Here is a 22,200-nt window from a genome sequence, read left to right on the forward strand (position 1 = left end):
CTGAGCACGCGGGCTCAGGACGGCGGTCCTCCATCGGCCCAGGATGGTGCTCGTGTCCGGGAGAACCAGGTGGCGGTGTGCAGGAGCGTTCGTCGCCCTCGTCGTGGTGACGGCCTGCGGGCGGGGGTCGGACGCGGCCGCGGTCGACACGTGCGCAGCGCTGGAGCGCGGCGAGGTCACGCTCGCGGCGGAGCGCTCACACGACATCACGGTGAACGACCTGGAGCTCGACCGGGCCGACCTGCAGTACCAGCTCGACGGTGTGGCCCAGGATCTCGCCGGCCTCGCGCAGTCGTCCGGCCGGAACCTCCACGGCAGGGGGTGGGTCCCGGACGCCCTCGATCGGCTCCGGACGGCCTGGCGGATCTGCATCCGGTACGTCGAGGACATGCCCGACCTGGACTCGGCGGCCTGGGCGGACCTGGAGGCATCGATGCGCGAGATCGCCGGCTAGGGCGGGTCAAGGGCACCCGCCGAGGCCCCGATCCGCACCGCGGTAGCGTGCCCGCCGTGGACTGCGACGACTACCAGCGCGCCGCGATGCGCACCGCCCGCGAGCGGGACGCTCCGCACGAGTTCATGCACCTCGTGCTGGGCCTGGTGGGCGAGGCGGGCGAGGTCGCCGAGAAGGTCAAGAAGCTGGTGCGCGACCAGGACGGCGACCTCGCCCGGCTCGATCGAGACGACATGGCCGCCGAGCTGGGCGACGTGCTCTGGTACGCCGCCGTCCTGGCGGACTTCCTGGGGCTGTCGCTCGACGACGTCGCGCAGCGCAACATCGACAAGCTCGCCGACCGGCAGCGCCGTGCGGTCCTCGGCGGGTCCGGCGACCACCGCTGAAGGTTGGGCAGCGGTCGGTGCTCGGCCCGCTGCCTCGTCGACGAGGTGGGTGCCGGTGGCGTCGACGCGACGCTTGAGTCCGTGTGGGGTGGTCCATTCGCACGTGGTCCGGCCGGTCTGTCCGGGGTGTTCCGCCGGAACCCGGTTCTCGGTACGTCGGGGGGCGGTCCAGGTCGACCCTGCGGGTGAGGGAATGGTGGACGTGCAGCACCGCTGACGGCTTCCGCTTCCCGGTGGCCTGTTCCTTTCGAGGGCCTGTGGGTGAAGCCTGTGGGGGTCGGTCAACGAGGGGGCGGGTGGGCGCCAGGTGGCCCCCTCTTCCTATCGCTCGACAGGGGTATTCCGGACGGGCGGCAGGGAGTGGTCCGCAGCCCACGACCGCCAAGGCGTGTGGGTCGACGTGGACTCTCGGGCTGCGGGGGTTTCGACACGGTCGCTAGCGCGACCTGCTCAACCACCGGGGGGCGCGACCTGCTCAACCACCGGCCTGCGAACTAGCCGGACGACATGGCCGTGCCGCGAGCTCTCGCGCCGTACGTCTCGTCCCTGACGACGTACGACGTCGACCTGGGCGGGCCGGGCGTGCACCGGGGGCTGCCGTCGACGTCGCTGACCTTCGTGCTGCCCGTGGATGCGCCGCTGCAGGTGTCGTGGGTCGGGCGGTCGCAGACTCGGACGAGCGGGTGGTCGAGCGTGTCCGGGCTGCACACCGAGGCGGCGGAGATCCATCACGACGGCACCCAGCGTGGCGTCCAGTTGGCGCTGACGACGGCGGGCGCGCGGGCGCTGCTGGGTGTCGGTGCGGCGGAGCTGAGCGGGGAGCTCCTCGACCTGTCGGAGGTCTCGTCGACCCTGCGCCACCTGCCGGAGCAGCTGGCGGAGGAACCGGACGGTCACCGGTGGGCAGCGCTGGTCGGGCGTGAGCTGACGGCCGCGCTGGCCCGACACGGCGAGTCGCGCCCACGAGCCGCCGTCGGTCGGGCGCTCGCCGGGCTCACCCGGGGTGCGCGGGTGCAGGACGTGGCGGCCGAGGTCGGCTACAGCCGCCGCCACCTGGCGACGCTGATCCGGGCCGAGTGCGGCCTGACACCCAAGGAGCTGCAGCGGGTGGGCCGCTTCGAGCGCAGCCGCCGGATCGTCGGGACCGCGCCGCTGGCGCAGGTCGCCGTACGGTGCGGGTACGCCGACCAGGCCCACCTCACCCGCGAGTGGGTCGCGTTGGCGGGCTGTCCGCCGAGCACCTGGCTGCGCGAGGAGTTCCCGTTCCTTCAAGACAGCGGGGTCGACGGCGGAGAAGGCTGAAGCCATGACCACAGCAGCCGATGTCCGCCTCTGGCACACCCTCTCCTTCCGCGACGCCGAGGCGATGATCGCCTGGCTCACCGCGGTCGGCTTCACCGAGCACGCGACGTACCGCGACGAGACGGACCCCTCGGTGGTCGTGCACGCCGAGTGGCTGTGGCCCGGGGGAGGCGGTGGCCTGATGTTCGGGAGCGCGCGCCCCGGCGCGGGTGTCGACAACGTGGGAGGCTCCGCGGCGTACCTCGTCGTTGACGACCCGGACGCCGTCTTCGACCGTGCCGTGGCGGCCGGGGCGAGCGTCGAGCGGCCCATGGTCGACCAGGAGTACGGCGGCCGCGGCGGCAGCGTCGCGGATCCGGAGGGCAACCACTGGTCGTTCGGGGACTACCAGCCTCGGTAGGGTTCGCGATGTGGCAGTGAGAGCAGTGCGTGGTGCGACCCAGCTGGACGAGGACGTCCGCGAGCAGATGCTCGACCGGGTGGCCGAGATGGTCACCGACGTGATGACGTCCAACGGACTCGAGGTCGACGACTTCATCTCGGTGATCTTCACCGCGACCTCCGACCTGGTCTCGGAGTTCCCGGCGTACGCCGCTCGCCAGCTCGGGTTCGGCGAGGTGCCGTTGATCTGCGCCCGCGAGCTCGAGATCGCGGGCTCGATGCCGCGCGTGGTCCGGATGATGGCGCATGTCGAGACCGACCTGCCGAAGTCCGACATCACCCATGTCTACCTGCACGGCGCCGCCGCGCTGCGCCGCGACCTGACCCGGACCAGGTCCGTCCCCGACGCGGATGAGTGAGCTCGTCGGGCCGGTCGAGGTCGTCGGCACCGGCCTGCTCGGCACGTCCATCGGCCTGGCCTGCCGCCGCGCCGGCCTCGAGGTGCTGCTGTCCGACTCGTCGCCGGAGCACGTCCGCACCGCCTCCGGGCTGGGTGCGGGCCGTCCGCGCACGGACGACGACCGCCCGCAGCTGGTCGTGGTCGCCGTCCCGCCCGATCACCTGGGCGCGGTGATCGCGACCGCCCTGCGGGAGACGGACGCGGTCGTGACCGACGTCGGCTCGGTGAAGTCCGGGCCGCTGAGCACCGTGACCGGTGAGCCACGTGCCCACCGGTACGTCGGCAGCCACCCGATGGCCGGCAGCGAGCGGTCCGGCCCGTTGGCCGGGTCCGGCTCGCTCTTCGACGGCCGGCCCTGGGCGGTCACCCCGCACGCCGGGTCGGACCCGGACGCCGTCGAGCTGGTCGAGGAGCTGGTCCGGCTCTGCGGCGCCGTACCCGTGTGGCTGACGCCGGCGGAGCACGACCGGGCCGTGGCCCGGACCTCTCACGTCCCGCACCTGCTGGCCAGCCTGGTCGCGGCCCGGCTGGCCGACGGCCCCGAGAATCACCTGGCGCTGTCCGGCCAGGGCGTCCGCGACGTCACCCGGGTGGCTGCGGGCGACCCGCGCCTCTACGGGCAGATCGTCAGCGCGAACGCGGAGGCGGTGCTCGCGCTGCTCGGCGAGGTCCGCACCGAGTTGGACCGGGTGATCGACGCGGTCGGCAGCGGGGACCGTACGGCGCTGCAGGGGATGCTCGAGCAGGGCGTGGCGGGCACCCGGGCGATCCCGGGCAAGCACGGAGGGCCCGTCCGACCGATGCGTTCCGTGTGGGTGTCGGTGCCCGACCACCCGGGCGAGCTGGCCCGGCTGCTGGCCGACTCGGTGGCCAGCGAGGTCAACATCGAGGACATCCGGATCGACCACGACCCGGGCCGTCCGGTCGGCCTGGTGGAGCTGGTCGTCGAGGAGCGACGCGCGGAGCACCTACTCACGTCCCTCGAGTCCCGCGACTGGGTCACCCACCGGTAGGCTGCGGGCCCGTGAGCACCCCCTCGGCCCGCACCCGCACCGGCCTCGTCGTCGCCATCGACGGCCCCTCGGGATCGGGCAAGTCCAGCACGTCGCGCGGTGTCGCCGACCGGCTCGGCCTCCGCTACCTCGACACCGGAGCGATGTTCCGGGCCGTCACGTGGTGGATGCTGCGCGCCGGCGTCGACGTCCAGGACGCCGCGGCCGTCGCGGCCCGGGTCCCCGAGCTCGAGGTCAAGTCCGGCACCGACCCGCTCGCCCCGACCATCGAGGTCGGCGGGACTGACGTCGCGGTCGAGATCCGCTCCGACGAGGTCAACGCCGCCGTGTCGCCGGTCAGCGCCGTCCCCGAGGTCCGCGCGTGGCTGCTGGAGCTGCAGCGTGCGGTCATCGCCGAGGAGGCCGCGCTCGGCGGCATCGTCGTCGAGGGTCGCGACATCGGCTCCGTGGTCGCTCCCGACGCGCAGGTGAAGGTCTACCTGACCGCCGATCCCGCTGCCCGGGCGCTGCGCCGGGCCGCCGAGGAGGGCGGGACCGACGTCGCCGCCACCGAGCAGTCGCTGCTCGCCCGCGACAAGATCGACTCCGGCCGGGCCACGGCGCCGCTGGTGATGGCCGATGGTGCCGCTCACCTCGACACCACGCACCACACGCTGGACGAGGTGATCGACCAGGTCGTCGCCCTCGTGGACCGGGTGGCGTGAGCGACCACGGCTCGCTGCCCCGCAGCGACCGGACCCGCTTCCCGTGGCGCTTCATGCTCCACGGGCTCCGCCCGATCTCGGGCTGGCTGATCCGTCGGCGCTACGACGTCCGCCTGCACGGGCTCGACCTGGTCCCGGCCGACGGTCCGGTGCTGTTCGCCGCCAACCACGTCGGGGTGATGGACGGGCCGTTGCTCGCGGTCTACGCCCCGCGTCCGGTGCACGTGTTCACCAAGGAGGAGATGTTCGACGGTCCCCTCGGCACCTTCCTGGTGCTGTCGGGCCAGATCCGCCTCGACCGGTTCAACACCGACCCGCGTGCGGTGCGCCAGATGCTCCGCGTGCTGCGCGACGGCGCGGCCGGCGGCATCTTCCCGGAGGGCCGCCGCGGCAGCGGTGAGCTGGACCGCTTCCACCGCGGTACGGCGTACCTCGCGATGGTCGCGGGTGCCTCCGTCGTCCCCGTCGTGATGATCGGCACGCGCGAGCCGGGCGGCAGGAGTGGCTCATTGCCCCCGAAGGGTGCGACCATCGACATCGTCTTCGGCGCGCCGTACACCGTCCCCGCGGTGGAGTGGCCGCGGACGAAGGAACAAGTCGAGCACACCTCGATGTTGCTGAGGGAGCACCTCCTGGTGCACCTCGACCATGCCAAGGCGCTGACCGGCCGTGACCTGCCCGGCGAGCTGCCGCCTGGCGATCTCGACCCCGACCCCGCTACCGGGGTCACCGACCAAGGAGCACCATGACCGCCGGACCCGACCTGCCCGTCGACGACTCGTCCCCGGACGAGCCGCTGGGGCCGGTGCCCGTCCTCGCTGTCGTGGGTCGCCCCAACGTCGGCAAGTCGACGCTCGTCAACCGCATCATCGGCCGCCGCGAGGCCGTCGTCGAGGACGTCCCGGGCGTGACCCGCGACCGGGTCTCGTACGACGCCAACTGGGCCGGTCGGGCCTTCACCGTCGTCGACACCGGCGGCTGGGACCCCGACGCCCGGGGCCTGGCCCACATGATCTCGACCCAGGCCGAGCTGGCCGTCCAGCTGGCCGACGCCGTGCTGTTCGTGGTCGACGCGACCGTCGGCATCACCGACGGCGACGCGGCCGTCGTCAAGATCCTGCGCGCGTCGGGCAAGCCCGTCGTGCTGGCCGCCAACAAGGTCGACGACCAGCGCACCGAGACCGAGGCGTACGGCCTGTGGAACCTCGGGCTCGGCGAGCCGTTCCCGGTCTCCGCGCTGCACGGGCGCGGCTCGGGCGACATGCTCGACGCCGTCCTGGCCGCGCTGCCCGAGACCCCGCCGGAGACCGTCGGCGAGGTCGCCGGCGGTCCGCGCCGGATCGCCATCGTCGGTCGTCCGAACGTCGGCAAGTCCTCGCTGCTCAACAAGCTGGCGGGGGAGGAGCGGGTGGTCGTCGACAACGCCGCCGGCACCACCGTCGACCCGGTGGACGAGCTGATCGAGCTGGGCGGCAAGACCTGGCGGTTCATCGACACCGCCGGCATCCGCAAGCGCGTCAAGACCGCCTCCGGCCACGAGTACTACGCGTCGTTGCGCACCTCGACCGCCATCGACCGCGCCGAGGTGGCGGTCCTGGTCGTCGACGGCGGCGAGTCGCTGTCCGAGCAGGACATGCGGATCATCCAGACCGTCCGCGACGCCGGCCGCGCGCTGGTGATCGCGTTCAACAAGTGGGACCTGGTCGACGAGGAGCGTCGCTACTACCTGGAGCGCGAGGTCGAGCGCGACCTGGTCCAGGTCCAGTGGGCCCCGCGGATCAACATCACCGCCCGCACCGGCTGGCACGTCGACCGGCTGGTCCCGGCGCTCGACAAGGCCCTGGCCGGCTGGGAGACCCGGGTCGGCACCGGCACCCTCAACAACTTCCTGGGCCGCCTGGTCGCCGAGCACCCCCACCCGGTGCGCAGCGGCAAGCAGCCCAAGGTGCTCTTCGGCACCCAGGCGTCGACGGCGCCGCCGATGTTCATCCTGTTCACCAGCGGCAAGCTGGACGCGTCGTACGAGCGGTTCATCGAGCGCCGGCTGCGCGAGGAGTTCGGCTTCGTCGGCACCCCGATCGTGCTCCAGCAGCGGCCGCGGGAGAAGCGCAAGCGCTGACATGTCCGTGTCGTCCCCGCGCCGACGATCCGGCCCCCGGGTGGCCGCGGCGGTGATCGCGATCAGCCTGCTGCTGATGGGGTGGGTCTTCGTGCTGGGCGAGGCTCACGTTGCGTGGGTCGACGCCATCCCGGGAACGGGACCGGCGTACGCCGTAGGTGTGCTCGCGGTCGCCCAGCTCCCCACCCTGCTGCTGGGAACGGCCCACTTCGCGCGTCGCGGGAGCGTTCACGACCGCACGCTGCCGGGATGGTGGCAGGCCGCGGCTGCGCTGGTCGCCTCCTGGCACCTCACGCTGCTCGTCGCCACCTTCGACCGGAAGAACGGCCGGATGGGGGAGATGAGACTGACCCTGGACGCTGAACGGTTCGACGTCGCGGCGACGACGCTGCGGGTCTCCTGCGTCGCGTTCCTCCTGGTGGCCGTCGTCGTCGCCGCTCGGCGCGAGGGACGACAGGCCAAGGCAAGGACGTCGACGAACGGTTCTGATTGAGGACAGGAACTGACCGCAGCGGTTCCTAGCCTCGTTCCATGACGACCATCGACACTCCCGGCACGACCTCCTCACTGACGTCCGAGCGCGCCGACCTGCTGGACGCGCTGCACAAGCATCGCGACCTCTTCCGCCACACCGTCCAGGGACTCTCCGACGACCTGGCCGCCTCCCGTCCGACCGTCAGCGAGCTCTGCCTCGGCGGCCTCGTCAAGCACGTGACCGCGGTGGAGGGGCAGTGGTGCGACTTCATCACCGACGGCCCCGCCGTCCAGCCCGACGTCGACTGGGCGAACATCGACTGGTCCCACCCACCGGCCGAGGTGATCGCCTACCAGAACGGCTTCCGGATGGTCGAGGGCGAGACGCTCGCGGCCCTGCTGGCGTCGTACGACGAGGCTGCGGCCACGACCGACGAGCTGCTCCGCCACGTCGACCTGGACGCCCGTCAGCCGCTCCCGGCGGCGCCCTGGAACCCGCCCGGCGCGAGCTGGTCGGCCCGCCGGGTCTTCGTGCACCTGGTCGCCGAGACCGCTCAACACGCCGGCCACGCCGACATCCTGCGCGAGACGATCGACGGCCAGAAGTCGATGGGCTGACACACCCCGGCCCGATTCCAGGTCCCCGCGCACCCTGCGGTAGTGTTCACGCGGTTTCCGGTGCACGTGGCCGGGACCGTTCGGGCTGTAGCGCAGCTTGGTAGCGCACTTGACTGGGGGTCAAGGGGTCGCAGGTTCAAATCCTGTCAGCCCGACCGAAGAAGATGCAGGTCAGAGGCCGTCTCCCGCCTAGCGGGAGGCGGCCTCTTCCTCGTCCGCGTGGAGGTCGGTGAAGCCCCAGACCGCGGTGAGGGCGACGCCGAGCCAGGCGAGGGGCGCGAGCACGACCAGGAGGACGAGCATCCCCCGTGCGTTCGCCGACCAGGTGCTCCGCGGCCAGGCCCGCGAGCAGTACGACACCCTGTTCGAGAGCCTCGCCGAGCGTGCCCCGGGCCAGCAGCTCACGCTCAGTGCCGTCGTCCAGCTGGCCGGCGTCCAGGAGCTCACGAAGGACAAGGCCACCCTGCTGGTCTTCCTCGATCAGAGGAGCAGTCGGGCGGACGACGAGGAGCAGTCGGTCTCGGCGGCCCAGCTGAGGGTGACGGCCGAGCAGGACGGTCGGACCTGGGTGATCACCGGGCTGCAGCCGCTCTGACCCCCGGCCGCAGGGGGTCAGAGCGGCCGCTTGAACCCGACGTGGGTGTCCTCGTAGCCGAGCCGTCGGTAGAACTCGTGCGCCCGGCCACGGGCGTTGTCGGTGGTGAGCTGGGCGAGGGTGGCGCCGCGGGCGCGGCCGTGGTTGTGCGCCCACTCCAGCATCGCGGTGCCGAGGCCGGTGCCCCGGGCGGAGCCGGCGACGCGCACCCCCTCGACCTGCAACCGGGTCGTGCCGCCGCGGGACAGGCCCGGGACGATCGTGAGCTGCATGGTGCCGACGATGCGGTCGCCCTCGTCCCGGACGGCGGCGAGGTACTGCGCCGGGTCGCGCGCGATCGCGTCGTACGCCGTCTCGTAGCGGACCAGGTCGGCGCCCTCGCGGGTCCGCCCGATCTCGTCGTCGGCGAGCAGCGCGACGAGGTCGGCGGCATCGGTGCGGGCGGCCCGCTGCACCCGGAAGACCCGGTCGCCGAGGACCAGGCGACCGCCGATCGAGGCGGCGGCGTCGGCGCGCAGTCGCTGGACCAGCGCGTCCAGCCAGCCGCCGACGTGGAGTCGGGCCTCCGGGGTGTCGGGGTAGCGGCAGCGCAGGTGCAGCCCCGCGTCGTCGAGCACGAACCAGAGCATCACACCGTCGGTGCGCACGGCGGCCCCGACGTACTGGGCCTCGAGGCCGGCGGCGTCGATGCGGACCGGCAGCCGGCGCAGGTCCAGCCAGGAGATGGCGAACATGCCGGGGGCCTCGGGCATCCCGCCCCACGGCTCGAGGATGTCCTCCAGCGGCCAGGAGCCGAGCCCGATCGCCTCCTTGACCGCGGCGGAGCACGCCCGCGGGGCGGGGTCGGTCGACTCGAGGACCGAGTTGGTGATGAACCAGCCGACCGAGTCGTGCCAGGTGGCGTCGTACCGGCTGTGGACGGGGAAGACCGCCCGCAGCGGCACGTCCCCGAGGTCGCGGGTCACCGCGGTCATCGCGGAGACGACCAGCGAGAGCGTCGAGACGCCGTCCTCGCGGGCCTGGGCGGCGAAGGCGGCGGCGTCGTCGACGTCGAGCACGTCGCGGACCTCGACCCGCTCGCGCTGGGGCGCCGAGACGTCGCCCAACGGGAGCGGGAAGCAGGGCATCACGTCGCCGGACGCCGCCAGCACCTCGGCCCAGCGGGACCGGACCTCGGGCGGCGCGGACGGACGGGCCCGCAGGGCGCGGGTGTGCTCGGCGAAGGCCGGCACGGGGGTCAGCGCGGGGGAGCGGCCGCCCCGCACCTCGCCGTACGCCTGGAGGAGGTCGCGGGCCACGACGAGCATCGACCACATGTCGACGTGGGCGTGATCGGCGGCGATCACCACGGTCGGACCGGTCGCGGTCTCCAGGACGCAGAGCCGGTGCGAGGGCCGACGGTACGGCGAGCACGCGTCGTCGAGCACGGCGCGCAAGGCGTCGTTCGGCGCCTGGCCCGGCGCGACCGCGTGCTCGGTCCAGCCGCCGGGCGCGACCTCGATCGCGCGCAGCGCCGGGCGCCCGTCGGGACCCGGGACGAAGGCGGAGCGCAGCGTGCCGTGCCGCGCGACGACCGCCAGCCAGGCCGCGGCGAGGTCGTCCCGGGCCACGGGGGCCGTCAGCCGGAAGGAGAGCGCCATCCACGATCCGGGCCGGTCGCCGGCGCCGACGTGGCGCCGCTGGTCGAAGGAGACCGGGAGGAGATCGCCGGATCCACGCACCTCGAGGTCGTAGCCCCAGAGCCGACCGAACGGCAGTCGCAGGTGCGCGACGTTGGTCAGCCGCATGCCGCTAACCTAGGGCCCTCACCCTGTGTCCGAGGAGCCGACGTGCCGACGTTCACCGTTCCCGGGGCCGAGCTCGACGTGGAGCTGAGTGACGAGGGCGGGCATCCCGTCGTCCAGCTCCACGGCCTCACCTCCAGCCGCCAGCGCGACCGGCTGCTCGACCTCGACCTCGGTCGGGGGCTCAGCGGCACCCGCCTGCTCCGGTACGACGCCCGCGGCCACGGTCGCTCGGGCGGCCGGGCGGTCCCCGAGGACTACCGCTGGTCGGTGCTCGCCGAGGACCTGCTGCGGCTGCTCGACGCGTCGTTCCCGGGCGAGCAGGTGCACGGGGTCGGCCCGTCCATGGGCACCGGCACCCTGCTGCACGCGGCGGTGCGCGAGCCGGACCGGTTCGCCGGGCTCACCCTGGTCATCCCGCCCACCGCCTGGGCGACCCGGACGGCCAAGGCCGACGACTACCTCCGGGCCGCCGAGGTCGTCGAGACCGAGGGGATGGCGGCGTTCGTCGAGGCCGGTCGGCTCGCCCCGTCACCCCCGGCCACCGCGCACACCCCTGACACCCTGCCCGACGTGTCGGAGGACCTGCTGCCGTCCCTGCTGCGTGGCGCCGCGCAGAGCGACCTGCCCCCGGCCGAGCGGATCGCCGCGCTCGCCGTGCCCGTCACGATCCTGGCGTGGACCGAGGACCCCGCCCACCCGGTCTCCACGGCCGAGGCGCTGGCCGGGCTGCTGCCGCAGACCCGGCTCGAGGTCGCCCGGACGCCGGAGGACCTGGCCCGCTGGCCCGAGATCCTGAGGGCCGACGTCGCCGCCCACGGCTGAGGCCGGCCTATGACGCGGCGAGCTCCGCGACGACCAGGCGGAAGCGCACCTCGTCGAGCCAGGCCACCTGGTGCTCGCGGTGCGCCCGGACCAGGGTCAGCCGCAGCGGGGCGGAGAGCTCGGGGCGGGTGCGCTCGACCTCGTCGAGGAGGCGGGTCAGCTCCAGGTAGGTGCGGACGTCGTCGGCGGTCGGGTCGCTCACGCCGCGATCGTGACCGGTCGGAGCGTCCGGGAGGTGACGAGGAGGGGGACACTAGGCTGCGATCCATGCAGGAACGACCGCTGTCCTCGGCGTACGACCCGGACACCCGCACGCTCGCCTTCTCGGGCACCGTCGACGAGACCAGCCTCGACGTCTTCCGCGCGGACATCGCTGCGGCCGGCACGCCGGTCGTCATCGACCTGAGCGACGTCGACTACTTCCCGAGCGTGGCCATCGCGGCCCTGATCGGGGCGACCCGCAGCGACGACGGGCCGCCCTCCAGCGAGCTGCTCGCGGCCGAGGGGACCGTCGCCCAACGGGTCCTCCGGATCTGTGGCCTTCCCCACCGCACCTCGTGAACGGATTGGGCGAGGGTGGTCCCGGGCACCAAGGAGACATGCAGTCACTGTCGGTGCCCCCGGAGGCGGACCGGGTCCGCCTCCCGTTCGAGGTGTCCTCGGTGACGGCTGCCCGTGGGTTCGTGACCGACGAGCTGGAGGCGCGCGGCGCCGCGCGGCACGTGGTCGAGGACGCCAACATCGTGGTCGGCGAGCTGGTGATGAACGCGGTGCGGCACGGTCGACCGCACGACGACGGGACCATCGAGGTCGCCTGGGTGCTCCTCGACGGGGCGCTGCGCTTCAGCGTCTGCGACGGGGGCCAGGTCGAGCGGCTCGAGGCGTCGATGCCCTCCGCGACCTCCTTCGGCGGTCGCGGCCTGGCCATGGTGGAGCGACTGTGCGGCGCCTGGGGCTACGACACCTCGGCCGGCACCCGCGTCGTCGCCGACATCCCGGCCGCCGGCTGATCCCGCCCTCCCGGATCCGACCCGATCGCGGTCGGGTCCGTGCGACGATGCCGCTCTGTAGCGGCGAACCATCTGGAGTGCCCGTGCCCCACCACGCCCCCGCCGGTCGACCATGACCGGCCCGGGTCCCTTCGCCACGGGCGGTCCGTCCTCGGAGCACGACGAGGTCGGGCCGTCGCGCGAGCAGCACGCCCGCCGGCTCGCGGGGCAGACCGACGGCATCCCGGCGCTCAACCGACTGGCCGACCTGGCCGCCCGACTGACCGGGGCCGGGTCGGCCCAGGTCTCGATCGTTGCCGACGACCAGACGGTGATGGGCGGGGTGGGCGACGCGGCCGACTCGGTCGGTGGCCGCTCGCCGGCCGCGGACTCGCTGTGCACCGTCACCGTGCGGGCCGACGGCCCGGTCGTGGTCGTCGACGCCGCCGGCGATCCGCGGGTCGACGCGCTGCCGCCGGTGACGTCGGGGGTCGTCGGGTCCTACCTCGGCGTGCCGCTGGTCGCGGACGGCCACACGGTCGGCGCGCTCTGCGTCTTCGACCGCGCCCCACGCGAGTGGAGCGAGCAGGACGTCTCGCTGCTCGAGCAGCTCGCCGGCCCGGTGCTGGCCGAGCTGGAGCTGGCGGCCCTGACCGCGTCGTACGACGACGACCGGCTGCTCTGGCAGCTCGCCGTCGACGCCGCCGGGGTGGGCGTCTTCGACTGGGACCTGGCCACCGGCGAGCTGCGCTGGGACGAGCGGCTGCTGGTCCTGTTCGGGCTGACCCGGGAGACCTTCGGCGGCACCATCGAGGCGTTCAACGCGTCGGTGCACGTCGAGGACCGGGAGCGGGTCGCCGCCGCCCTCTCGGGGGCCATCGCGACCTGCAGCGGCTACGCCGCCGAGTACCGCGTGGTCCGGCCCTCCGGCGAGGTCTGCTGGATCTCCGCGCGCGGGCGGGCCGTCGCCGGACCCGACGGCGAGGCCGCCCGGGTCGTCGGGGCGGCGTACGACACGACGGCCGTGCAGGACGGCGAGGCCCGCGTCGCCCGGGTCCTGGAGACGATGCCCTCGGCGTTCTTCGCCGTCGACCGCGACTGGCGGTTCACCTACGCCAACGCCGAGGCGCTCCGGCTGCTCGGCGGGATCGGGATGCCCCTGGTCGGCGGGGTGCTCTGGGAGCTCTTCCCGGCCGCGGTCGGGAGCGAGTTCGAGCGGAGCTACCGCCATGCCATGGAGACCGGCGAGCCGGTCGAGTTCGAGGCGTACTACCCGGTGCCCCTCGACACCTGGTACGAGGTCCGGGTCTGGCCGAGTCCGGACGGGCTGTCGGTCTACTTCGTCGACGTCACCGCGCGGCGCACGGCCGAGGAGGCCGTCGCCCGCGCGGGGCGGCGCTCGGCGCTGCTGGCCGAGGTGACCCGCTCGCTGTCCGACACCCTCGACGCCGAGGAGGCGGTCGCCCGGCTGGCCCAGCTGGTCGTGCCCGTGCTCGGGGACTGGTGTGTCGTGACCCTGGTCGAGGGGAACGGGCCGGTCGCCGGCCACGGCTGGCGGCACCGGCTGCGCGACATCGGCGCCTGGCACCACGACCCGGACCGCCGCGGGCTCGTCCAGCGGTACGCCGAGGTGCGGCTGCCGGCCCTCACCGACTCGTCGTACGTCGCGCAGGCCCTGGACCGGGCCGAGCCGGTCGTGGTCCGCCGCGGGGCGACCGACGCGATCGCGGCCGTGTTGGAGCCGGGCGAGGCCCGGGACCTCTTCGGCCGGCTCGGACCGGACGCGGCGGTCGTCGTACCCCTGCGCGGTCGGGCGCGCACGGTCGGCCTGCTGAGCGTCTTCCGGGACCGGCGCCTGGGGACCTACACCTCCGACGACCTCGACCTGCTGACCGAGGTCGCGGTGCGAGCCGGGTCGGCGCTCGACAACGCCCGGGCCTTCTCCCAGCAGCAGGACCTCGCCCTGGGCCTGCAGCGCAGCATGCTCACCGCGCCGCCGCAGCCCGAGCACCTGCAGGTCGCGGTGCGCTACGAGCCCGCAGCCGAGTCCGCCCAGGTGGGCGGCGACTGGTACGACGCGTTCCAGCAGCCGGACGGCTCGACCAGCCTGGTCATCGGCGACGTGGTCGGCCACGACACCGCGGCGGCCGCCGCCATGGGTCAGGTGCGCAGCCTGCTGCGCGGGATCGCGGTGACGACCGGCGAGGGGCCGGCGGGCGTGCTGCGTCGCGTGGACGGGGCGATCCAGACCCTGCAGGTCGAGACGACAGCGACAGCGGTGGTCGCCCGCCTCGAGCAGACCGACGCGGAGCGCGAGACCGGGACGATGCGCTTCCGGTGGTCCAACGCCGGGCACCCGCCACCCTTGGTGGCGATGCCGCCGACGGGACGCCCCGACGACCCGGTCGAGGTCTGGCCGCTGTGGGCGGCCACCTCCCAGCTGCTGCTGGGGCTGCACCCCGACACCGAGCGTGACGAGTCCGTGGTGGTGCTGCCGCGCGGCGCGACCGTGCTGCTCTACACCGACGGCCTCGTCGAGCACCGCGGGCAGAGCCTCGACGAGGGCCTGTCCGCCATGCAGGCGCAGCTGGCCCGGCTGGTCGCGGACGACGTACCGCTCGAGGAGCTCTGCGACCGGCTGCTGCGCGGCCTGCTGCCGGAGCTCCCGGACGACGATGTCGCGTTGGTCGCAGTCCGGCTCACCTGAGCCTCACCTGACGTCGCGGAGCCCGCGGAGGTAGCCGGAGAAGCCGCCGCCGACCCGGCCGTGCAGCCGGCCGGACGTGGTCACCGGCGGCCCGGCCGTAGCGGGTACCTCGGCGGCGAGCATCGCGTCGACCAGGTGCCGGTCCTCGTGCTCGGGCAGCCGGGGCCAGCCGCCGGCGGCGCGGTAGGCGTCGAGCCGGAACCCGAGGTTGGCGCCGTGCACGTGGACGCCGAGGGCGGCCGCGGCGTGCCGGCGCCGCCAGGCCCGCCAGGTGCCGCGGTCGAGGTCGCGGCGGTCGGGGACGGCGGGACCGACCACCAGGCCGATGCCGGTGGCCGCGAGCGCGAGCTGGTCGCGCAGCCAGCCCGGGGGGACCCGGGTGTCGGCGTCGGTGCTGGCCAGCCACGTCCGGTCGTCGGGGGCGGGCGGGAGCAGGGCGAGCCCGGCCTCGACGCCCGCACGCCGGGCCGCTCCGACGCAGCCCTCGTCGGTCTCGACGACGTGCACCCCGGCCGCACGGGCCAAGTCGGCGGTGCGGTCGCGGCAGCGGTCGGCGACGACCACGGTGGCCACCTCCAGGTGCCCGATCTCCACGGCGCGGGCCAGGGCGTCGAGGCAGGCCGGCAGGAGGGTCTCCTCGTCGCGGGCGGGCACCACGACGAGCACCCGGTCGACCGCGCTCACGCCTCCGCCCGCGGATCGGGCAGCACCGCGGGGTCGGCCAGCACGAGCAGCTCGACGTCGCGGTCGACGTAGCGCGCCACCACGGGCCGTACGCCGGCGGCCACCACGGTCGCGTGCACCGCAGGGCCGTCCAGCGGCCATCCCTCGACCTCGTGGCGCCAGTGGGCGAGCACCAGCACGCCGTCGACCGCCAGGGTCGCGCGAACCAGCTCGACCACGTCGTCCAGGTCGACCGGGCTGAGGAAGTAGCCGACCTCCGACAGCACGATCAGGTCGAAGCCGCCGGCCGGGGGAGCGGGCCACTGCGCGGGCACCGCGGCCCGTCGTACCGTCACGCCGGCGGAGCCGGCCAGCCGCTCGCGGGCGGCAGCGACCGCGGACTGGCTCGTGTCGAGCACGAGGAGCTCGTCGCAGCGCTCGGCCAGGTCGGCGGCCAGGGCGCCGGTCGAGGATCCGACCTCCAGGCCGTGCCGGAACCGGGCGCGGGGGAGGGCCGCCAGCAGCAGGGCGCGCTTGCGGGCCTCGTAGAACCGGGTGTCGGCGCCCCAGGGGTCAGCATCGACGGCGTGCAGGTCGTCGAGCGCGGCGTCGTACGGCCGCTCGGCGATGAACAGCTCGCGCGGGCCGGCGAAGTGCTCCAGCAGCTCGGGCGCGAGCAGCACCTCGTCGCCCGGGCGGTCGGACAACGGCGCGACCTGGCTGCGGTGGGCGGCCTGGGCGCGCTCCCGCGCGTCCCGGTCGGCGTCGGCGAGCGTGTGCGAGCGGAGGTCGGTCCACGGCGCGTCCTCGGGGTCGCCCCAGTGCCAGAACCAGACGGGGTACTCCAGCAGTCGCGCGCCGGTCCGGGCGGCGGCGGTGGCGGCGGCCCGGCCGGCGGCCTCGTGGTCGGGGTGGGCGTCGCGGCGCCACGGCGCGACCAGGAGGGTACGGCGACCGTCGCCGACCAGGTCGACCAGCGTCCGGGCGAGGTGGTCCTCGTGGCCGGCCAGCCCGCCGTCGGGCAGTCCGAGCGTGCGGACGCGAGCACCCGGCGCAGCCGCGGCGACGGCGTGCTGCAGCTCGCCGCGCCGGATCGTCGCCAGTCGCTCGGGGGTGTGCGTGGGGGAGTCGGGGTGGCTGGCCCCGCCGTCGGTGGCCGCGACCACGTCGACCACCCAGCCGGCCCGGTCGGCGCGCGCGAGGAGGCCGCCGGCGCCCAGCGACTCGTCGTCGGGGTGGGCGGCGACGACCACGAGCCGGTCGACGTCAGACAGGTCCAGCTCCGGGACGTCGCCGTAGCGGGGGTGGCCGGTCCAGCCGAGCGGCGGCGTGCCGGGCAGGTGGTGGGCGAAGGTCACCACGGGTCCTCCTCGGGGTGCTGCTCGGCCAGCATCCCGCCCAGCCCGGCGGCGTCCCGCTCGGCGTGGTGCTGGCGGACGTAGAGGGCCAGGTCGGCGACCCGGGCGACGTGCTCGGGCTCCTGGCTCAACGGTCCCGGGCCGACGGCGTGCGCGACGTGGCGGCCGACCAGCTCGACGGCGGTCGCGACGACGTGCCGGACCCGGGCGCCGAGCAGGACCGCTCCCGGGCCGGTGACCTCGCCCGCGTCCACGACCTCCGCCGCCTCGGCCAGCGTGGCGCGGGCTGCGGCCAGGGCGGCGTCGACCTCCCCGAGGTGCATCAGGGCCAGCTGGTCGGGCTCGCGCTCGCGGACCTGCCGGGCCAGCCGGCGGGCCAGGCCCACGGCGCCGCCGTACCAGACGGCGGCCACGCCGATCCCGCCCCACCAGAAGCCGTCGCGCTCGAGGTACCAGCCCGTCGTACCGACGGGTCGCGCAGCGACCGCGGTCATCGCGACCGGCGTGGTGACCACGTCGGCGAGTCCGGCCGGGACCCACTGGCCGTCCTCGACCGTCACGCCGGGATCGGCCATCTCGACCGCGAAGAGCCGGCGCTGGTGGTCCCCGACCCAGGCGGTGACCAGGCCGTGGGTGAGCGATCCGGCCAGGGAGCACCAGGGCTTGCGGCCGTCGAGGACCCAGCCGGCGTCGTCGCCGCCGTGCGCGGTCAGCCGGGCACCCGGTCCCTCGGCGGCCCACACGCCCCAGGTCGAGTCCGCGGGCGGCGTCGTCCCGTCCTCGGCCAGGATCGCCAGCGCGTCGAGGTGCGGCTCGAGCATCCGGGCCACGCTCAGGTCCTGGGCACCGACGCTGGCGAGCAGCTCCCAGCGTCGTACCGTCCCGCCGGAGGCGGGGAGCGGCACCCGCGGGCCGAGCCCGGCCGCCCAGCGGAGCACCGCCCCGACGTCCGCCGGGTCGAGCCCACGGGCGGAGCGGGCCGCCTCGCCGGGCAGCGCGTCGTCCGCGGTGGGCGGGGACGTCAGCAGGACGGGACGTACGGCGGTCTCGGGCACGCCTCCCGAGTGACCTCGCCGGAACCCGGAGAAACTCACCCCTGCGGTGGGTACGGGGTACGGCATGTACACCGACGAGAAGCCCTGCTCGGTCTGCGGCTCCCAGGTCCGCCTCCGCGCCCGGGACGGCGTCGTCGAGCCGGACGGTCCCGTCGGGCCGAGCGACGGGGTCGTGGGCGGCGGCGACCCGACGGTCGACGAGCGGGTCTGCACCAACCCGGAGTGCCCGACGAACACCTGACGCTCAGGTGCTCCGGTGCGGGATCCGGTACATGTCGAGCACCTGGTCGGCCGCCGAGCCGTGCCGGGCCACGACCTGGAGGCCGTCGCCCCCGACCCGGCGCAGGGTGGCGACCAGCAGGCTGATCCCGATGCTGGCCAGGTGGGTCAGACCCGAGAGGTCGAGCACGACCGGGCCCGCCGACGTCGCGCTCTCGAGGCTCTCGCGGGCCAGCGCGATCGACACCTCGTCGAGCTCGCCGGTGAACACCAGCCGGGACCCTTCCGTCGAGACCTGCATGCCCGGGAGCCTGCCCGGTCTCGCGGGACTGACACTTCACCCGCGCCCGGTCGCGGGTGCTCTAGGTTGCCGCCATGGAGTGGCAGCGCGACCTGGTGGCCCTCCTGGTCGGGCTGGTCGTCGCCACCCTGACCGCACCGGTGGGCGTCTCCGGGGCGGTGTTCCTGCTGCCGGTGCAGCTGTCGGTCCTGCACGTGCCGAACCCGCAGGTCACGCCGACGAACCTGCTCTTCAACGTGGTCTCCGGGCCCGGGGCGCTGTGGCGCTACTGGCGGCGCGGGCAGCTGGAGCCGACCCTGGTCCGGTCGCTCGTCGTGGGCTGCGTCCCCGGCGTCGTGGTGGGAGCGGTGCTCCGCGTGCACGTGGTCAGCGACCCGACGGTCTTCCGGCTGGTCGCGGCCGCGGTGCTGCTGCCGACCGGGCTGCTGATCCTCCGACCCCGCCGCGGGGGCGTCGTACGACGGGCGCGGGAGCTGCGGCCGCGCACCGTGACCGCCCTGGCGTTGGTCGTCGGGGTGGTCGGCGGGCTCTACGGCATCGGCGGCGGCTCGGTGCTGGGCCCGCTGCTCGTCGGCAGCGGGATGGCGGTGAGCGTGGTCGCCCCCGCCGCGCTGGCCTCCACCCTGGTGACGTCGTTCGTCGGGGTGCTCGCCTTCGCCGTGCTGTCGCTCGGCCAGCCCGGCTCGATCGCCCCGGACTGGTCGGTCGGCCTGGCGGCCGGGCTCGGCGGCCTGGTCGGCGGGTACGCCGGCGCCGCCCTCCAGCCCCACCTCCCCGAGACCCTGCTCCGCCGGGCCCTCGGGCTGACCGCCGTGGCCATCGCCGTCCTGTACCTGGTCCAGGCCCGCTGACCGGTCACCCCTACGGGTACGTGGCTCCCGACGGCCTGCGGGGCACCTGACGGACATGTTGGCTGCGACGTGGCAAGGACCCCGCGACATTCGAGTGGAGGAGGTGCCGGACCCGACGATCGTCGATCCCACCGACGCGATCATCCGGGTGACGTCCACCGGCCTCTGCGGCTCGGACCTGCACCTCTACGAACCGTTGGGAGCGTTCATGACTCCCGGCGACATCGTCGGCCACGAGCCGATGGGCGTGGTCGTCGAGGTCGGACCGGAGGTGCGCGACCTGCAGGTCGGCGACCGGGTCGTGGTCCCGTTCAACATCAGCTGCGGGTCCTGCTGGACCTGCGAGCGGAAGCTCTACAGCCAGTGTGAGACCACCCAGAACCGCGACCAGGGCACCGGCGCGAGCCTGCTCGGCTTCAGCAAGCTCTACGGCGCCGTGCCCGGCGGCCAGGCGGAGTACCTCCGCGTGCAGTTCGCCGACTTCCTCCCGGTCAAGGTCCCCGAAGGGCCGTCGGACGACCGCTTCCTGTTCCTCTCCGACGTGCTCCCGACCGCCTGGCAGGGCGTGCGGTACGCCGACGTCCCCGCGGGCGGCACGCTGCTGGTCGTCGGCGCCGGACCGATCGGTGACATGGCCACCCGCATCGCCCGGCACGAGGGCCTGCGCGTCATCACCGTGGACCGGGTCCCGGAGCGGCTGGCCCGGGTGGCGGCCCGCGGGGCCGAGACGATCGACCTGGACGCCGTGGACGACCTCGGCGAGGAGGTCCGCTCCCGCACCGGGGGTCGCGGTGCCGACGCCGTCATCGACGCCGTCGGCATGGAGGCGCACGGCAACCCGGTGGCCGAGAAGATGATCAAGGCCGTCGGCCTGCTGCCCGACGCCGTCGCGCAGCCGTTGATGAAGAACGCCGGCATCGACCGGCTCGCGGCCCTGCACCAGGGCATCGACGCCGTCCGCCGTGGCGGGACCGTCTCCGTCCTGGGCGTGTACGGCGGCGCGACCAGCCCGATGCCGCTCATGCAGATGTTCGACAAGCAGATCCAGCTGCGCATGGGCCAGGCCAACGTCCGCGCCTGGACCGACGACATCCTCCCGCTGCTCACCGACGACGCCGACCCGCTCGGCACCGAGTCGTTCGCGACGCACCGGCTGCCGCTCAGCGAGGCCCCGGAGGCGTACGCGAAGTTCCGTGACAAGGAGGACGGCATGGTCAAGGTCGTGTTCACGCCGTGAGCGACCTGACCTCGCTCGTCCTGGTCTGCACCCTGAAGCCCTCGCCGGCCGAGTCGAGCTCGATGCTGCTGGGCCGGCAGGTCCTCGACGAGCTCGCCGCTCACGGCGCCCCGGGCGAGGTCGTGCGGGTGGCCGATCACACGGTGAAGTTCGGGGTCAGCACGGACGAGGGCGATGGCGACGAGTGGCCGGACATCCGCGCGAAGATGCTGGCCTCCGACGTCCTCGCGGTCGTGACCCCGATCTGGATGGGCCAGCCCGCCTCGCTCAGCAAGGTGGTGATGGAACGGCTGGACGCCGAGATCAGCGAGACCGACGACGAGGGCCGGATGCTGACCTTCGGCAAGGTGGCTCTGGTCGGAGTGGTCGGCAACGAGGACGGCGCTCACCACGTGGTCGCCGAGCTTCTCCAGGCCCTGAACGACACCGGCTTCTCGGTCGCGGCGAACGCCGGAACCTACTGGGTCGGCGAAGCGATGGGGTCCGTCGACTACCAGGACCTCGACGAGACCCCCGAGAAGACCGCGTCGACGACGCGGACCTCGGCGGCGAACGCCGTGCACCTGGCTCGGTCGTTGAAGGCGGCGCCGTACCCGCCGTCCTGATCCGTGGTCTAGGCCCCGGAGGGGTTCGGCGACGGAATGTCGACCGGCCTGCAAGGATAAGAGGCGTGATGACGAGTTGGTCGCGGCACCCGCGCGAGAACCTGGGGCTGCTGATCGGTCTCGTGCTCCTGGCCGGGCTGACCACGATCTCCGTGGTCGGGGAGCTGCAGCTGACCACCGCGATGGTCGCGGCCCCCATCGTGGCCTCGTTCCTCGCCGACGTGCGACGCACGGCCGTGGTGGCCGTCGGCGCCGTCCTCGCCTCGGCCTTCGGCGGCCTCTGGCTGGACCTGCCGATGACCGGCTCCTACTGGTTCCGGGTCGGCCTGTGCATCGGCCTCTCCGTCCTCGCCACGGTCTCCGCGCTGCTGCGCGACCGCCGCGAGGCGCGGCTGCGCCGGATGATCGTGATCGCCGAGACCGCCCAGCGGGCCGTTCTGCGTTCGATGCCGACGGCGATCGGCTCGGTCGGGCTGGCCGCGCGCTACGTCTCGGCCAGCGAGGAGGCCCTGGTGGGCGGTGACCTCTACGAGGTCGCGGCCACGCCGTACGGCGTCCGCGTGATCGTCGGGGACGTGCGGGGCAAGGGCCTCGAGGCCGTGCAAACCGCCGCCGCCGTGCTGGGCGCCTTCCGGGCCGCGGCGTTCACCGAGCCGGACCCGGCCAGCCTCGCCCGCCGGATCGACGAGGCGCTGCTGCAGCACATCGGCGACGAGGAGTTCGTGACCGCGATCCTGGGCCAGTTCCACGGTGAGCACGTCGTGCTGGCCAACTGCGGCCACCACCCGCCGCTGCTGGTCACCCATGCGGGCGCCGCACTCGTCGACACCGGCGAGCCGACGCTGCCGCTCGGCCTGGGCAGCGCCCCGGTCCTCTCCGAGCACACCTGGCCGGCCGGCAGCCGGCTGCTGTTCTACACCGACGGCCTGGTCGAGGCCCGGGACCGTCAGGGGGAGTTCTTCCCGCTCGACGACTTCGCCTTCGAGCTGGGCGAGGGCCCGGTCGACGAGGCCCTGGACCGGCTGGTCGAGCGGCTGCTGACCTTCGGCTCGCACGACACCAGCGACGACGTCGCTCTCGTGCTGGCCCAGAACGGCTGA

Annotated in this window: 27 protein-coding genes and 1 tRNA gene; 22 read left to right on the top strand and 6 right to left on the bottom strand. The window is 74.1% G+C overall.

Annotation, left to right across the window (positions count from 1 at the left end):
• Positions 1-52 precede the first annotated feature (52 nt).
• From V7S47_RS17540 to V7S47_RS17600, 13 genes are all read left to right on the top strand, one after another.
• The gene (locus V7S47_RS17540; protein ID WP_336562782.1) at positions 53-454 is read left to right on the top strand and encodes a hypothetical protein; all 402 of its coding nucleotides are present in this window, start codon (positions 53-55) and stop codon (positions 452-454) included.
• 56 nt (positions 455-510) lie between these two features.
• Positions 511-840, top strand: a complete 330-nt coding sequence (locus V7S47_RS17545) for a nucleoside triphosphate pyrophosphohydrolase family protein (protein WP_336562783.1) — start codon at positions 511-513, stop codon at positions 838-840.
• A 507-nt stretch (positions 841-1,347) separates the two neighbouring features.
• Entirely contained in the window at positions 1,348-2,142 is a 795-nt protein-coding gene (locus tag V7S47_RS17550) for a helix-turn-helix domain-containing protein (protein WP_336562784.1), read from the top strand.
• A 4-nt stretch (positions 2,143-2,146) separates the two neighbouring features.
• Positions 2,147-2,542, top strand: coding sequence for a VOC family protein (locus V7S47_RS17555; RefSeq protein WP_336562785.1), 396 nt, complete (start codon positions 2,147-2,149; stop codon positions 2,540-2,542).
• Positions 2,543-2,552: 10 nt separating this feature from the next.
• A complete protein-coding gene (gene aroH / locus V7S47_RS17560) occupies positions 2,553-2,942 on the top strand; it encodes a chorismate mutase (RefSeq protein ID WP_090860788.1) in 390 nt (129 codons plus the stop codon).
• Positions 2,935-3,996: a prephenate dehydrogenase gene (locus V7S47_RS17565; RefSeq protein WP_336562786.1), complete on the top strand. Its 1,062-nt coding sequence runs from the start codon at positions 2,935-2,937 to the stop codon at positions 3,994-3,996. Before aroH ends, V7S47_RS17565 begins: the two co-directional genes overlap by 8 nt.
• Positions 3,997-4,007: 11 nt before the next feature.
• Positions 4,008-4,700 (top strand): (d)CMP kinase, encoded by a 693-nt coding sequence (gene cmk / locus V7S47_RS17570; protein WP_336562787.1) that lies wholly within the window; start codon positions 4,008-4,010, stop codon positions 4,698-4,700.
• Positions 4,697-5,449, top strand: coding sequence for a lysophospholipid acyltransferase family protein (locus V7S47_RS17575; RefSeq protein ID WP_336562788.1), 753 nt, complete (start codon positions 4,697-4,699; stop codon positions 5,447-5,449). The genes cmk and V7S47_RS17575 overlap by 4 nt, the downstream gene beginning before the upstream one ends.
• On the top strand, positions 5,446-6,819 hold the full coding sequence (gene der / locus V7S47_RS17580; protein WP_090860791.1) for a ribosome biogenesis GTPase Der: 1,374 nt from the start codon (positions 5,446-5,448) through the stop codon (positions 6,817-6,819). The genes V7S47_RS17575 and der overlap by 4 nt, the downstream gene beginning before the upstream one ends.
• A gap of 1 nt (position 6,820) precedes the next feature.
• The gene (locus V7S47_RS17585; RefSeq protein WP_336562789.1) at positions 6,821-7,312 is read left to right on the top strand and encodes a hypothetical protein; all 492 of its coding nucleotides are present in this window, start codon (positions 6,821-6,823) and stop codon (positions 7,310-7,312) included.
• Positions 7,313-7,350: 38 nt separating this feature from the next.
• The gene (locus V7S47_RS17590) at positions 7,351-7,911 is read left to right on the top strand and encodes a DinB family protein (RefSeq protein WP_336562790.1); all 561 of its coding nucleotides are present in this window, start codon (positions 7,351-7,353) and stop codon (positions 7,909-7,911) included.
• Between the two features lie 81 nt (positions 7,912-7,992).
• A tRNA-Pro gene (locus tag V7S47_RS17595) sits at positions 7,993-8,066 on the top strand.
• Between the two features lie 170 nt (positions 8,067-8,236).
• A complete protein-coding gene (locus V7S47_RS17600) occupies positions 8,237-8,506 on the top strand; it encodes a hypothetical protein (RefSeq protein WP_336562791.1) in 270 nt (89 codons plus the stop codon).
• A gap of 17 nt (positions 8,507-8,523) precedes the next feature.
• Here V7S47_RS17600 and V7S47_RS17605 read toward each other — a convergent pair whose 3' ends face one another.
• A complete protein-coding gene (locus V7S47_RS17605) occupies positions 8,524-10,293 on the bottom strand; it encodes a GNAT family N-acetyltransferase (protein ID WP_336562792.1) in 1,770 nt (589 codons plus the stop codon).
• 42 nt (positions 10,294-10,335) lie between these two features.
• Here V7S47_RS17605 and V7S47_RS17610 point away from each other — a divergent pair, with 42 nt between their 5' ends.
• A complete protein-coding gene (locus tag V7S47_RS17610; RefSeq protein WP_336562793.1) occupies positions 10,336-11,115 on the top strand; it encodes an alpha/beta fold hydrolase in 780 nt (259 codons plus the stop codon).
• A 7-nt stretch (positions 11,116-11,122) separates the two neighbouring features.
• Here V7S47_RS17610 and V7S47_RS17615 read toward each other — a convergent pair whose 3' ends face one another.
• Positions 11,123-11,317, bottom strand: coding sequence for a hypothetical protein (locus V7S47_RS17615; RefSeq protein WP_090860812.1), 195 nt, complete (start codon positions 11,315-11,317; stop codon positions 11,123-11,125).
• A 65-nt stretch (positions 11,318-11,382) separates the two neighbouring features.
• On the opposite strand from V7S47_RS17615, the gene V7S47_RS17620 reads away from it, so the two are divergent.
• From V7S47_RS17620 to V7S47_RS17630, 3 genes are all read left to right on the top strand, one after another.
• On the top strand, positions 11,383-11,676 hold the full coding sequence (locus tag V7S47_RS17620) for an STAS domain-containing protein (protein ID WP_336562794.1): 294 nt from the start codon (positions 11,383-11,385) through the stop codon (positions 11,674-11,676).
• Between the two features lie 38 nt (positions 11,677-11,714).
• Entirely contained in the window at positions 11,715-12,125 is a 411-nt protein-coding gene (locus V7S47_RS17625) for an ATP-binding protein (protein WP_336562795.1), read from the top strand.
• Between the two features lie 112 nt (positions 12,126-12,237).
• Complete coding sequence (locus V7S47_RS17630) at positions 12,238-14,811, top strand: SpoIIE family protein phosphatase (protein ID WP_336562796.1); 2,574 nt, start codon at positions 12,238-12,240, stop codon at positions 14,809-14,811.
• 3 nt (positions 14,812-14,814) lie between these two features.
• Here the strand turns inward: V7S47_RS17630 and V7S47_RS17635 are convergent, their stop codons facing one another.
• From V7S47_RS17635 to V7S47_RS17645, 3 genes are read right to left on the bottom strand one after another with little or no spacing between them, the layout of a single operon-like run.
• A complete protein-coding gene (locus V7S47_RS17635; protein WP_336562797.1) occupies positions 14,815-15,495 on the bottom strand; it encodes a glycosyltransferase in 681 nt (226 codons plus the stop codon).
• Entirely contained in the window at positions 15,492-16,835 is a 1,344-nt protein-coding gene (locus V7S47_RS17640; protein WP_336562798.1) for a bifunctional PIG-L family deacetylase/class I SAM-dependent methyltransferase, read from the bottom strand. Before V7S47_RS17640 ends, V7S47_RS17635 begins: the two co-directional genes overlap by 4 nt.
• A complete protein-coding gene (locus tag V7S47_RS17645; RefSeq protein WP_336562799.1) occupies positions 16,829-17,887 on the bottom strand; it encodes an acyl-CoA dehydrogenase in 1,059 nt (352 codons plus the stop codon). Before V7S47_RS17645 ends, V7S47_RS17640 begins: the two co-directional genes overlap by 7 nt.
• Before the next feature lie 64 nt (positions 17,888-17,951).
• Here V7S47_RS17645 and V7S47_RS17650 point away from each other — a divergent pair, with 64 nt between their 5' ends.
• Entirely contained in the window at positions 17,952-18,128 is a 177-nt protein-coding gene (locus V7S47_RS17650; RefSeq protein WP_336562800.1) for a hypothetical protein, read from the top strand.
• A gap of 3 nt (positions 18,129-18,131) precedes the next feature.
• Here the strand turns inward: V7S47_RS17650 and V7S47_RS17655 are convergent, their stop codons facing one another.
• Positions 18,132-18,407, bottom strand: coding sequence for an STAS domain-containing protein (locus V7S47_RS17655; RefSeq protein WP_336562801.1), 276 nt, complete (start codon positions 18,405-18,407; stop codon positions 18,132-18,134).
• A gap of 74 nt (positions 18,408-18,481) precedes the next feature.
• Between V7S47_RS17655 and V7S47_RS17660 the strand changes: the two genes are divergently transcribed.
• From V7S47_RS17660 to V7S47_RS17675, 4 genes are all read left to right on the top strand, one after another.
• Positions 18,482-19,258: a TSUP family transporter gene (locus V7S47_RS17660; RefSeq protein ID WP_336562802.1), complete on the top strand. Its 777-nt coding sequence runs from the start codon at positions 18,482-18,484 to the stop codon at positions 19,256-19,258.
• A gap of 103 nt (positions 19,259-19,361) precedes the next feature.
• Positions 19,362-20,495, top strand: a complete 1,134-nt coding sequence (locus V7S47_RS17665) for an alcohol dehydrogenase catalytic domain-containing protein (RefSeq protein ID WP_336562803.1) — start codon at positions 19,362-19,364, stop codon at positions 20,493-20,495.
• Positions 20,492-21,100 carry a flavodoxin family protein gene (locus tag V7S47_RS17670; protein WP_244509551.1) on the top strand — a complete coding sequence of 203 codons (609 nt, stop codon included), beginning with the start codon at positions 20,492-20,494 and terminating at the stop codon, positions 21,098-21,100. Before V7S47_RS17665 ends, V7S47_RS17670 begins: the two co-directional genes overlap by 4 nt.
• A 68-nt stretch (positions 21,101-21,168) precedes the next feature.
• A complete protein-coding gene (locus tag V7S47_RS17675) occupies positions 21,169-22,200 on the top strand; it encodes a PP2C family protein-serine/threonine phosphatase (RefSeq protein ID WP_336562979.1) in 1,032 nt (343 codons plus the stop codon).

This window comes from Nocardioides sp. CCNWLW216 (genome assembly GCF_037120545.1).
GTDB lineage: Bacteria > Actinomycetota > Actinomycetes > Propionibacteriales > Nocardioidaceae > Nocardioides > Nocardioides lianchengensis.